The 11,941-nt window shown below is 68.4% G+C and carries 11 protein-coding genes; 8 read left to right on the top strand and 3 right to left on the bottom strand.

All coding sequences use genetic code 11. The annotated features are described in order from the left end of the window. Positions 1-225: 225 nt before the first annotated feature. From AB0J16_RS32635 to AB0J16_RS32610, 6 genes are all read left to right on the top strand, one after another. Positions 226-636, top strand: a complete 411-nt coding sequence (locus AB0J16_RS32635) for a hypothetical protein (RefSeq protein WP_358546332.1) — start codon at positions 226-228, stop codon at positions 634-636. A gap of 53 nt (positions 637-689) precedes the next feature. Continuing rightward, complete coding sequence (locus AB0J16_RS32630; protein ID WP_358546329.1) at positions 690-1,064, top strand: hypothetical protein; 375 nt, start codon at positions 690-692, stop codon at positions 1,062-1,064. 116 nt (positions 1,065-1,180) lie between these two features. Continuing rightward, a complete protein-coding gene (locus tag AB0J16_RS32625; RefSeq protein WP_358546422.1) occupies positions 1,181-2,788 on the top strand; it encodes an AMP-binding protein in 1,608 nt (535 codons plus the stop codon). Between the two features lie 99 nt (positions 2,789-2,887). Next, positions 2,888-3,628, top strand: a complete 741-nt coding sequence (locus AB0J16_RS32620) for a sulfite exporter TauE/SafE family protein (protein WP_358546326.1) — start codon at positions 2,888-2,890, stop codon at positions 3,626-3,628. Between the two features lie 327 nt (positions 3,629-3,955). Next, positions 3,956-4,366: a GNAT family N-acetyltransferase gene (locus AB0J16_RS32615; RefSeq protein WP_358546419.1), complete on the top strand. Its 411-nt coding sequence runs from the start codon at positions 3,956-3,958 to the stop codon at positions 4,364-4,366. Next, positions 4,363-4,695 (top strand): hypothetical protein, encoded by a 333-nt coding sequence (locus tag AB0J16_RS32610; protein WP_358546323.1) that lies wholly within the window; start codon positions 4,363-4,365, stop codon positions 4,693-4,695. The genes AB0J16_RS32615 and AB0J16_RS32610 overlap by 4 nt, the downstream gene beginning before the upstream one ends. Positions 4,696-4,788: 93 nt before the next feature. On the opposite strand, the gene AB0J16_RS32605 is transcribed toward AB0J16_RS32610, so the two are convergent. Next, complete coding sequence (locus AB0J16_RS32605; RefSeq protein WP_358546416.1) at positions 4,789-5,436, bottom strand: TetR family transcriptional regulator; 648 nt, start codon at positions 5,434-5,436, stop codon at positions 4,789-4,791. A 180-nt stretch (positions 5,437-5,616) separates the two neighbouring features. Here AB0J16_RS32605 and AB0J16_RS32600 point away from each other — a divergent pair, with 180 nt between their 5' ends. Next, positions 5,617-6,840, top strand: coding sequence for an oxygenase MpaB family protein (locus AB0J16_RS32600; RefSeq protein WP_358546320.1), 1,224 nt, complete (start codon positions 5,617-5,619; stop codon positions 6,838-6,840). 154 nt (positions 6,841-6,994) lie between these two features. Here the strand turns inward: AB0J16_RS32600 and AB0J16_RS32595 are convergent, their stop codons facing one another. Next, the gene (locus AB0J16_RS32595; protein WP_358546239.1) at positions 6,995-7,294 is read right to left on the bottom strand and encodes a hypothetical protein; all 300 of its coding nucleotides are present in this window, start codon (positions 7,292-7,294) and stop codon (positions 6,995-6,997) included. Between the two features lie 659 nt (positions 7,295-7,953). On the opposite strand from AB0J16_RS32595, the gene AB0J16_RS32590 reads away from it, so the two are divergent. After that, entirely contained in the window at positions 7,954-8,931 is a 978-nt protein-coding gene (locus tag AB0J16_RS32590; protein ID WP_358546317.1) for a hypothetical protein, read from the top strand. Between the two features lie 56 nt (positions 8,932-8,987). Here AB0J16_RS32590 and AB0J16_RS32585 read toward each other — a convergent pair whose 3' ends face one another. Beyond that, positions 8,988-11,936 (bottom strand): DUF3962 domain-containing protein, encoded by a 2,949-nt coding sequence (locus AB0J16_RS32585; RefSeq protein WP_358546314.1) that lies wholly within the window; start codon positions 11,934-11,936, stop codon positions 8,988-8,990. Positions 11,937-11,941 lie beyond the last annotated feature (5 nt).

Genomic DNA, 11,941 nt, shown 5'->3' with positions numbered 1-11,941 from the left:
CCTTCCGGCCTGCGCTCCTCCCTGCCGCAAAGTGTACGAGCGATTACCCATCGTGTCCGAGGGATGGCGGCAGCGGCGACCCGCCGTCCGGGCCTGGCCATCGGGTGGCTCGAGTCCGTCCGAGTCCGTCCGAGCTCCTGTTGGACACCTGGGCTGTGCCGCTTCGCTGGCTCTCAACGCGGCGAACCCGCCGCACCTGACGGAGCAGAAAGGCAGACCACCACCATGATGATCCGCAATGTCACGGCCACCGCCCTCCTGACCGCGGCCCTGTTCGGTGCCCTCCCGGGGGCCGCCGCCACCCCGGCCCTGGCGGCGGCCGCGGAGTGCGGGGTCCGGAGCGACGGCAAGCTCTACTGCGGAAACACCCCGAACGTCACCCTGTCCTACGACGCCTCCTTCCAGACCGCGGAGACCGGCGTACTGACGAGCAGTTTCAGCTGGTTCCAGTGCTGGGTCGAGGGCGGCCCGCATGCCGGCGGCAACAACGTCTGGTACCTCGCCGCGGGCGACAAGGCGGTGCCGCCCTACCGCGGCTGGGGCTTCCTGCCCGCCGTTCATGTGGCCACCGCCCATGACCCCGCGCCGGGCCTGCGCGAGTGCACCTTGGCCGACTACGACCTCATCGGACCGTGACGCCGCCGAGGTTCCGGACCCTCCAAGAGAACAACACTGAAGGAGAAACACAGATGAACAAGCGTCAGGTCATCGCCACGACCATCGCCACCACCGCATTCGCGCTGTGTGGGCTGGCCTCGCCCGCCGCCTCCGCGGAAGCCTGCGGGGTCGACCCGCACGACGGCAGGTTGCACTGCACCAACGACGAGGGCGGACTCCCCGTGTTCCACGAGCCCCGGCCCGTCGACGCCGTGGACTTCCTCGACACCACGCAGAGCTGGTTCACCTGCTGGACGCGGGGAGAGCTTCATCCAGGGGGCAACACCACCTGGTACGGAACCGTCGGCGACAGGTTCGGTGCCTTCGGGTACGTGCCGGCCTCCGTGGTGCACACACCGAGCGCCTTCGACGCCGACCCCGGCAAGTACGGCCTGCGCAGGTGCTGAACCCGCTCCACCTGAACCGGTAAGCGCCGCACCACCACCACGGCGACGTGACCGCCGCCGTGGTGGTGCGCGGGTGGGTCTGGTGCGTACGACGGAAGGGGACCGACACTGTGGACATGCAGTCGTACTCCAGCGCCACCGCGCCGACCCCCCTCCTGGGCGAGACGATCGGCGAGAACCTCGAACGGACCGTCGCGGCCTTCGGCGACCGGGAGGCCCTGGTCGATGTCCCCACCGGACGCCGATGGACCTACACCGAGCTCGACGCCGACGTGAACCGCCTCGCGCTCGCCCTGCTGGCCAAGGGCATCGCGAAGGGCGACCGGGTGGGCATCTGGGCGCCCAACCGCGCCGAGTGGGTGCTCGTGCAGTACGCCACGGCGAAGATCGGCGCGATCCTGGTCAACGTCAACCCGGCCTACCGGAGCCACGAGCTGGAGTACGTCGTCAAGCAGTCGGGCATGCGGCTGCTGATCAGCGCCCAGACGCACAAGAGCAGCGACTATCGCGCGATGGTCGAGGAGATCGGCTTCGCGAACTCCATCTACCTGGACGATCCGGGCTGGGACGCGCTCCTGGCCGAGACCGTCGCGGAGGACCGGTTGCGGGCCCGCATGTCGGAGTTGTCGTGCGATGACCCGATCAACATCCAGTACACCTCCGGCACCACCGGCTTCCCCAAGGGCGCGACCCTGTCGCACCACAACATCCTCAACAACGGCTATTTCGTCGGTGAGCTGATCCACTACACCGAGGCCGACCGGGTCTGCCTGCCGGTGCCGTTCTACCACTGCTTCGGCATGGTCATGGGCAACCTCGGCGCCACCTCGCACGGGGCCTGCGTGGTGATCCCCGCGCCGAGCTTCGAGCCCGAGGCGACGCTGCGGGCCGTACAGGACGAGAGATGCACGTCGTTGTACGGCGTGCCGACCATGTTCATCGCCGAGCTGGGGGTGGCGAAGGGGTACGACCTGAGCACGCTCCGGACCGGCATCCTGGCCGGGTCGCCCTGCCCGGTCGAGGTGATGAAGCGCGTCGTCAGCGAGATGAACATGCGCGAGGTCGCCATCTGCTACGGCATGACCGAGACGTCCCCGGTGTCCACGATGACCAGGTCCGACGACGACCTGGCCCGCAGGACCGAGACCGTCGGCCGGGTGCTGCCGCACGTCGAGGTGAAGATCGTGCACCCGGAGACCGGGCTGACCGTGGCGCGCGGCGAGCCCGGTGAGCTGTGTACGCGCGGGTATTCGGTCATGCTCGGATACTGGGACGAGCCGGACAAGACCGCCGAGGCCATCGACGCCGCCCGCTGGATGCACACCGGTGACCTGGCCACCATGGATGACGACGGCTACGTCAACGTGGTCGGGCGGATCAAGGACATGGTCATTCGTGGCGGGGAGAACGTCTATCCGCGCGAGGTCGAGGAGTTCCTGTACCGGCATCCGGACGTCGCGGACGTGCAGGTGATCGGGGTGCCCGACGAGAAGTACGGCGAGGAGCTGATGGCCTGGGTCATCATGCGGGAGGGCGCCGAGCCACTGACGGCCGGGGCGGTCAGGGAGTTCTGCGCGGGGCGGCTGTCGCACTTCAAGATCCCGCGGTACGTCCACGTCGCGGACGCCTTCCCGATGACCGTCACCGGGAAGATCCGCAAGGTGGAGATGCGCAGGCGGTCGGTCGACCTGCTCGGGCTGGGCGACGGCGAAACGGCGCCCTGACCACGGACGTCCTGACTACAGGGGCGCGGCGCGCGCCTGGCATCGGGCGGCGCATACCCGGCTTGTTTGGACAGAACGGGCACGGCCTAGCATGGTCCGGTGATCGTCGGTGAGGTGCTCGGCCTGCTCGGGGTAGGCGTGGTCGCCGGCGTGGTCAGTACGGTGGTGAGCCTGGCGTCGATCGTCTCCTACCCGGCGCTGCTGGCGTTCGGCCTGCCGCCGCTGACCGCGAATGTCACGAACACCGTCGCGCTGATGTTCACCAGTGTGGGCGCGGCGGTCGGGTCGCGGCCGGAGCTGGCGGGGCAGGGCGGCCGGGTGCTGCGGCTGGGCTGGGTGACCGCGCTCGGTGGGGCGACGGGCGCGTTGCTGCTGCTGGTGACTCCGGCGCGGGCGTTCGAGCTGATCGCCCCATGGCTGATCGCGGGGGCCTCACTGCTGCTGGTCCGGCGGCCGACCGTCAAGCCGGGCGGTGAGCACGGGGTGTTGCTGCGGGTGGCGCTGTTCGTCGTGTCGATCTATGTGGGGTATTTCGGGGCGGCGGGCGGGATCCTGATGTTCGCGGTGCTGGCGGGCTTTCTCGACCAGTCGCCGGCCCGGCTGAACGCCGCGAAGAACATGCTGTCCGGGCTGGCGAACGCGGTGGCCGGGCTGGGGTTCGCGCTGTTCGGGCCGGTGGACTGGGGGGCGGCGGTGCCGCTGGCGGCCGGGTTCCTGCTGGGCGGGTGGCTCGGACCGAAGATCGTCCGCCGGATGCCCGGCCAGAGCCTGCGCTATCTGGCGGCTGCGTGCGGCGTGGCGGTGGCGATCAAACTCGGCTACGACTCGTACGTGGGCTGACGTGCTTGGGGGCGAGAATCCTCGGTTGATGTCGCTCGCCGTCGTGATGTGCCTGCTGGCCCCGCCAGAGACCAAGGCACCGTCAGACACGCAGAACGGTGACCTGACGGCCGGACGGTGTGGTCGCCTGCCGATCAGCAGCCAGCTGGGTCAAGCGCCCGAGGCCCGCTGAAGCCGCCTCATCGTTCAGGTGCGGAAGTACCCGTGCGAGCCGGTCGGCCTGATGAGTGCTCTCCCTGTGGATGGTCGCTGATGAGCCTTATGCCCGTAGGATGACCGGCCGGACCTGAGGGCTGTCCAGCCTCTCCGCGGTGAGCGCCGACCCGGATCCGCAGGAGTGGGCCGACCTCGCCCGGCTGCTCGGCCGAGGCGAGCTCGCCGACATGTTCAGCGCTCGACCTCGTCGCGCGGGCCAAGCCGGGGCCGTTCTGGCCGCGTACCCGCGAACTCGGCACCTATCTCGGCGTCCGCGACAACGGCACCCTGGTGGCGATGGCGGGTGAGCGACTCCGGCCACCGGGGTGGACCGAGATCAGCGCCGTCTGCACCACCCCCGAGGCACGCGGGCGAGGCCATGCCGCCCGCCTGGTCAGTGCGCTCGTCGCGCGGATCGTGGCTCGTGACGAACGGCCCTTCATCCACGTAGCCGAGGCGAACACCGGCGCGATCGCCCTCTACGAGCGGCTCGGCTTCGAGACCCGCAAGCCCGTGACCTTCCGGGGGTTCCACACGCCGTGACGCTTTCCGGCTACCAGGCCACCAACGCCAAGCGCCACCTCGTCTACGACTACACCGACGACTCGTGCGGCTACAGCTGCGGTCGCAACGCCGACCACTCCATCAACACAGCGGCCCTGGCCGCCGGATACCACGGCGAGGGCGGCATCCAGAAGTACGCCTTCGGGATCGAGAACTGGGCCTTCGACAAGTACGACGCCTTCATCGCCGACCTGCGTACGGGCACCCGCACGCCGGCGCAGCTCAAGATCGACCTGGCCGCCTGGCAGCAGTCGATCGCGCAGACCGTGAAGACCCACTACATCAACGGCACGATCCCCACGTCCTGACCCCTCATGTGGCGGCCCCTCCGGATCACGGGACAGATTGCCCTGTACCGCGTCGAATATCGTCACAACGGCTCTGACCTGTGGTCTTGAAGCTCAGGCTGGTGGCTCCAGCATGGGTACGAGGAACCGCCGGGCCACCGCGGCCAGTTCCTGGTCGTCATCCAGGTTGATGATGGCACTGGGGATCGTCAGGAAAGAGGTGGAGATCCGCACCATCATCTCGGCCACGAGATCGACGTCGAGGCCGCTCGACACGTTGCCCGCGCGTTGCTCGCTGCGGAGCTGGCCGGCGACGAAATGCCGCACGGTGGCGAGGGTCTGACCCCCGTCGGCCGTCATGGAGGGGACGAGCAGGTCCGGTTCCGTGGCGATGAGTCCGCCGATCAGCGGGTTGCCGCGAATTGCCCGCAATGAGGTTACGAAGCCCAGGACGACCCTGTCGGCAGCGGTGCCGGCTTGTTCTATGTCGATGAGGAACTGGTCGAAATAGCGGCGGAACTCCCGGCGCACCACGTGCTCGATCAGCGTGTCCTTGGTGTCGAACCGGCGGTAGACCGTGATCCGCGACACCTTCGCCAGCCGGGCGACATCCTCCATGGTGGAGCGCCTGATGCCCATCCGGCAGAACTGCTCGTACGCCGCGTCGAGGATGCGCGCCCGTAGCTCGTCGCTGTCGTCGGCGCGCTCGACGGCATCGACATAGGCGCGCTCCAGCAGCGAATCGGAGTCCGACGGAGCCATGAATCCGGACAGCACAGAGTCCACGATCACCTCCTAGGGGAATTCTGCCTCAAACGCCGTCTTGTGATGCCCGTCACACTGTGCTCTGATGATGATACACAGACTCATGACTTGTTTCTCCGTATCAACCATTTCTCGCATGCCCTGAGCAGAACCCCCCACCTCGAAGGAGTGCGGAGCATGGCAGAGTTGAGCAGGCGCGAGGTACTGATGTCGGGCACCGCCTTGGGGGCGCTCGGCGCGTTAGGGATGGTCTCCCCGGCCCAGGCGGACTCCTTGTCCGGCGGCTGGGGCTGGCCGGCCAGTGGTTCGATCGCGGGTTCCGGCAGCGGCGCCGACCCCCGATGGGTGTGGGACGACGTGGCCGATCCGCTCCTCGCCTCCCTGCTCGACCGCGGGGTCATACCCGAGGTCAACCGGCTGCTGGAGGGCTGGAACCGCAACGACCAGCCCCTGCCCGCGGGGCTGCCGGAGGATCTGCGGGCCTTCATCGAGCAGGCACGTCAGCTGCCATCGTGGGCCGACCCGGCAAAGCTGGACGCCGCGGGGCGCTTCCACGCGCTCAAGGGGAACTACATCGTCGTCCTCACCATCGTCGGCGCCGGGATGCTGGCCACCGCCATCCCCAAGGAGGCACGCGCTGTCTATTACTCCGCGGGCGGCGCGGATCTGAAGGACCGGATCGCCAAGACGAACATCCTGGCGTACGCGGTCAGACCCCAGAACGCCTGGGGTGCCGGAGGCACGGCCGTGGTCGAGGCGGTGAAGACCCGGCTGGTGCACGCGGCGGTGCGGCACCTGCTGAAGTCCTCTCCCCACTGGTCCGGCCCTGTCCCGATCAGCCAGGAGGACATGCTCGTCACGTGGCACACCCTGGCGACCTACTCCATGCGCGGGATGCGGGAGTGGCAGGTGCGCATCTCCTCCACCGAGGCCGCGGCGTACCTGCACTCGGTACAGATGCTGGGGCACATGCTCGGCATCAGGGACGAGTTCCTCCCCGCCACCTGGGACTCCTCCTACACCCAGTCGGATCTGGTCCTGCCCAGGAACATGGGCCCGACCTCGGAAGGGGTGGAGCTCAACGCCATCCTGCGGGGCATGCTCGCGGAGCTGACCAGCCCCGGCGGCCTCGACAAGCCTCTGGTCAACGTGTTCTCCAGGTACCTCACCGGCGACCAGGTGGCCGACTGGAACGGCATCCGGCGCGAGCCGCTGTGGGACCCGGCGGTCAAGACCGCTTGGCCGCTACTGGTGCGGTTCCGGGAGGGTCTGATCGGGCTGCCGCTGGTGCCCGCCGCCGCCTGGCTCCTCGACGAGATGGTCAAGAAGTGGACCACTTACTACCTCACCAAGGGGGCACAAACCAAGATCGTGATTCCGACGGGCAACCGGCCCAGCTGATCACGGTCCAGGGGTGCCGCTGGCATCAACCAGGCAGCCGCTGGAGGACGACATGGAGGTCGTCGCCGAGATCGAACGCGGCGACGAGGTGCTGGACGCCGCCCTATCGATGGGTGCCGGTCATCGAACGCCACGCTGGGCGGCCCTGGCCCTGTCAGCAGTAGGCGACCGCCGGCCCGAGGAAGGAGTAGTTGTGGTAGGGGGTGTACTCCGAGCGCTGCTGCCCGGGGTACACGCAGGGGCCGTACTCGGGCCAGGAGCCGGTCGGGGGGTTGATGACGTAGATGCTCACGCGGTATTGGCCGTAGCCGCCGCTGCAGTAAACCCAGACGGTCTTGCCGTCCCGGCCGGTGGTGCAGTCGGTGGGCGCGGCGTGAGCGGGGGTGGCGATGCCGACGAGGGCGGCGGTGAGGAGGGCTGTGGCGGCCAGAGCCGCAGGCTTTCTCGTGCGCATTCGCTGTCCTCCAGCAGGTGGGCAGTGCACTTTTAGGAAAGCTTCTTACAGAAAGATGCCTGGCCTTCCCCGCGTCGTCAAGACCGCGAACGGCTCAATGGGCGAGGGTGGGATCGGTGTCGGGCCGTACCTCGGACGAGCCGCACCGCACACGCCGCGATCGGTGGGCAGGCCGACGTGATCGTCACCGCGACCGGCAGCCGCCCGCCCACCCTGGAGGGCTCCTGGCTGCGGCCGGGACAGCACGTCACCAAGGCCGAACTCGACCCGGCCTGCTTCCACCGCGCCCATGCGCCGGCCGTGGACAGCAGGGAGAGCACCCCGCTGCACGCCGGAGACCTTGCGGGCCTCGGGCAGGGTCCCGGACGTCGGCCTCGCAGATCACCGTCGCCAAGCTGGTCGGCCTGGGCGTCCAGGATCTCGCTGCCGCCGAGACCGCGCTTCGCCTGCTCGAACAGGAGGCCACCCCGTGATCGCCCGTGTCGCATCGACTGGTGTTTCGGGAGAGTACGGATTTGCCGGAGAGGGGGCGTTCCCGACCACGAGCGTGCTGTCAGGAGTGGATCTTCTTGTGGTAATTCGTATTATCATCTTGACGCAGCCTTCTGCTGGGAGCGAGCGTGTGAATCCGCACCAAGACGCAGCGTGAAGGAGTCGAAGTGGACACCCCCCACCAATTGATCCGACGGCGAACTGTGTTGCTGGGCGCGGCGGCGGGCGTGGCCGCGGGCCTGGGTCTCGGACCGGCTGCGAGCGCGGCGGCGGGCCCGGCGGGTATGCCGACCTACCGGTACCTGCGCGACGCGCTGGCCCTGCCGCTCAGCCACAACCCGACGGGGGAGTTCATCTTCCCCTGCATCAGAGGGGTGTACGACAAGCTCAGCAATCCCCGAGCGCGCTACTACCTCTACTACGCCCCTCACGAGGATCCGGGCGGCATCTGCGTGGCCTTCGCCAACTCCCTGGCAGGTCCCTTCGACGACTACTCGGGCAACCCGCTCATCGACAACCGCCTGCCGACCACCACGGTCTCACACGTGTCCTCACCTCACGTGACCTGGGACGCCGCCACCCGGCAGTTCTTCTGCTACTTCCACGGCGAGAACTTCACCACCCGCGTGGCCCGCTCCACCGACGGCGTCACCTTCACCAACGAGACCCCGATCCTGAGCACCCGCCTGGTGCCCGGTACCTCCGAGACCTCCTACGCGCGGGTCTTCGAGCATCAGCTGCCCGGCCGGAACAACAAGTACGTGATGATCTTCATGGGGCTGCGCAACGGCCGTCGCATCTTCTACGGCTGGTCGCCCAACGGCTGGGACGGCTGGCAGTTCAGCGCGACCCCGCTGGTGAACCCCGAGCCCGACGGCGTGACCGACATCTCCGGCGCCACCCTCGTCAAGCGCAACGCAACCACCTACGTGGCCTATCACGGCAACGACGGCAGGATGCGGATCACCGAGGTCGGCAACGCCTTCGACAGGGAGACGCACCTCGGCGTCTTCCACTCTCCGATCCCCTCGGACAACGGCAGGGTGGCGGCGCCGTCGTTCGGCACCCAGGACGGTGTGGAGTACATGTTCTACGAGGCGGGACCACGACTGAACGCACGCATCTGCATCGCCCGGGCGGTCTGACAGCCGTTGGCGCTGAGCAAGAGCGCGTTGCCGCCAAACGCAAACAGTCGGGCACCTCACGCGTCAAGAGGTGACGTTTGCCGATCCTCCTCGGGATCCGGCTCCGTGAAGAGTCCTGCTGCCATGGTCGGATCCAGGGCGCCATCACCCGCTGGGATCACCTCGGCATCTGTGGATTGCGGACCCTCGACAGCGGAAACCTCGTCCTCGACCTCTTCCGCGAGCGTCGGCAGGACGTATTCCTGGCCAAGCCCCGCCAAATGTAGCGGCAGGGGCAGAGCGAGGGCCTGCGGGTAGTCCGGCGGCTGACGCAGCTGATGCACGGCGAGCGCCAGCGATTCCGGATCGTCACCGTCGTCCTGATGGCATCCGAGAACGGCGATCTCCACCAGCCCTGGATTCCAACCTGGGATGTTGGTGTCAATCCTGGTATCGCCCTCGTGCTCGCCAGCGCGGGGGGCCAGTTTGTCAGCCTTGATGGCCGAGGTCTGGAACTGGACGGGCTTAGGGGTGGTGCTGTAGAAGACGCGGCTCGACCCGTCGCACTGCGGCACCCACAGGTGGGACGGCAGTCCGTTCGCCTCGTCCTTCGGGTTGACGCCCCACCACTGAGGGGTCTCCCGGCCCTGCACGGTTCGCACGCGGACGAGCCGCAGGTCCGGGTGCAGTCGGCGAGCCGGCGCGTGGCCGTCGCGGATGCGGTCTGGTTCCACGTGGCCGTCCTGCAGCCACGTCCAGTGCGAGCGGGCGTTCTGCCCGTGTACGAGGAGCAGCGTGGGAGCGCCGCGCAGGGAGCGCAGCATCTTCTGCAGCCACTCCTCCGTGTCGCGCCGCTGCTTGTCCATGGCGCGGTAGTAGCTGCCCGGCTCTCTGTTCCCGGCGCCGGGCACGGCGACCTCCGCGAGCCGCGTCAGCTTCAGCAGCAACGCGGGGTACGGGACCCACGTATTCGCCTCAGGGTCCCACCCCTGGACACTGGCGATGCCGCTGCCCGATCTTTGCGGAGTCACGAGCACAGCGATCGGGACGTACGCCGCCCACCGATTGCGTGCTGTGCGATTCTTTCTGACGAGCCAGATCGCGGCGTACCGCAGGCCTACGGGCAGTTTCTCACCAAGGCCATGCTCGGGGTGCACCCGGATGCCGAGCTGTCGCAGACCGTCGTCCCAGGCCATGGAAACGCGGTGATCGACGGTCTTCACCGAGTCGTATCGCCCGGCCTTCTTGGGCACCGTCACGAACTGGGTGACCGCGCCGGCGTCCGCGAAGCCGAGCCTGAGTGCGAACTTGGGGTCGTGGTCGCCGGTCTCGAAGTCGGCCCTGCGGTCGAGTTCCACCAGCGCCAGCGTGGGCGCCGTGCCCGTGATGTCATCGGCGAGCCAGGAACGGGCGCCGGCACGCCGGTCACGGACGGCCGCGCCGATCGCCGAGGAGGTACGGGCCTTCCCCCTCGGCGGGAGGGCGAGCCCTTCTCCGAGGCCGGCCGTCAGCTTGACGCAGCGCAGCCGCACGGTGAGCTCGGCGGATCGCCACTCAAGGGTCACCGGGTCGCCGGGGCGTGCGGCCTCGTACTGCGCTTCGGTGAAGACGCCGCCCTCGCCTTTCAATCCGAGGCGTTCGACGAGTCCCGTGACCGCTGCCTCGCGTAGCTCACGGGTTTGCCAAAGAAGTCGTGCCTCCAGTGTGGGAAGCGTTCCCGGATCGGCTTCTGGGGTGAGCCAGGACATCGCGAAGGCTGCGCCTACCCGCCGTTCCTCCGCCCTGCGGGCGTCTTCTTCAGGCTTGTCCCCCTTCTTCACGCCGGTGGGAGGAGCATTTAGCGGCTTGGCGGACCTCACGCGCCGCGTGCGGACCAATGCGGAGGTCGCCCGCACCTCGGGCGGAAGGGCTTGCTCAGCCCACTCGGTGAGCTCGGAACGCTGGTGCGACATGAGGCCCGCCTTGATCTGGTGGCCACCCATGGCCGTGCTGTACACGATGCCCGCGCGCAGCCCCTGGTCAAGCCACTCCTCTGGATGGGAAAGGATGTCGTCCGCGCCAGGGAAGGGTTCGGCCAGCGAGATCCCGCGCAGGATGCCGGTCGGCCCGCCGTTCACCCAGCCGGTGATCCACTCTCCTCGCTCCTTGTCCCAGCGGCGTTCCACCTTGGCCAGCGCGTAGCGCTCACCGAGCGGGGCGCCCGGCAGATACGGCACCCGCGGTCGCAACAGCACCGTCGTTCTGCGCCGGTACGGCAGGTGGACCCTGCCGGTCGCCGAGCTGACTCGTGTCGCCCAGCGACGGATGCCGAAGTGCAGGTGAAAACGGGGGAGAGGGTCGAAAGGAACGGTGTGTAGGGTGATGTTGAGAATGACCGAATACCACCAGGTACGTGTGCCGGAGGGTGACGGAAGCGGTTGAGAGACCAGTTCGGCGCCCTGGTCGCGAGGACCGCGCGGCACGGCGCGGAAATGGAGCCGGCCGGCCGCGTGCTCGTACGGGCCGAGGGCCAGGACGCGTCTTGCCAGCCAGTCGGTGCTGAGCGGGAACTGGTGTGCGAGGGGTGCGGCTGTGCCGCCGACCGGGGTCGTAGGGCAGCGGAGCAGCTCGCCTTCGACTGGTTCCCAGACGGGCGGGGACGCCGACAGCTCGGCGCGGACATCCTTGAGGAAGGCACGGTGTTCCGGCTCCGGCCGTAGGTCTGCCAGCCAGCGGTCCAGCAGCGCGCGAAAGACAGGGGCAGGCAGCGGGTCCGTGACCTCCTCGGGCACGTACAGCCAGTGCTCGGACGGACGGGGCAACACCAGGAGGTCGGGAGCGAAGGCCTGGATCACCTGCTCGAAGCGGTAGGTGGGCACCGTGCGGTAGAGCTCGGCTCCGTCGGGACCGCTCAGGTTGCATAGCGCGAGGATCGCCTCGCGCCAGTTCTCGGGGAAGCGTAGCGCGCGGTAGCGGCCCACCATAGTGGCGTCCGGCGAGACGGGTTGCCAGGAGGAGGTGCGGATGGAGTCGTAATTGACAGGCACGGTGT

Origin of the sequence: Nonomuraea sp. NPDC049750 (assembly GCF_040659625.1) — a bacterium.
In the GTDB taxonomy this organism is placed as follows: domain Bacteria; phylum Actinomycetota; class Actinomycetes; order Streptosporangiales; family Streptosporangiaceae; genus Nonomuraea.
Note: the sequence above shows the minus strand (reverse complement) of the source record. Positions and strands in the feature narration are given on the sequence as shown.

What these genes read in the sequence shown, in the direction of transcription:
- AB0J16_RS32595 (WP_358546239.1), bottom strand. Translation starts at nt 7,294, where the DNA reads ATGCGCACGAGAAAGCCTGCGGCTCTGGCCGCCACAGCCCTCCTCACC.
- AB0J16_RS32605 (WP_358546416.1), bottom strand. Translation starts at nt 5,436, where the DNA reads ATGGCTCCGTCGGACTCCGATTCGCTGCTGGAGCGCGCCTATGTCGAT.
- AB0J16_RS32630 (WP_358546329.1), top strand. Translation starts at nt 690, where the DNA reads ATGAACAAGCGTCAGGTCATCGCCACGACCATCGCCACCACCGCATTC.
- AB0J16_RS32600 (WP_358546320.1), top strand. Translation starts at nt 5,617, where the DNA reads ATGGCAGAGTTGAGCAGGCGCGAGGTACTGATGTCGGGCACCGCCTTG.
- AB0J16_RS32635 (WP_358546332.1), top strand. Translation starts at nt 226, where the DNA reads ATGATGATCCGCAATGTCACGGCCACCGCCCTCCTGACCGCGGCCCTG.
- AB0J16_RS32625 (WP_358546422.1), top strand. Translation starts at nt 1,181, where the DNA reads ATGCAGTCGTACTCCAGCGCCACCGCGCCGACCCCCCTCCTGGGCGAG.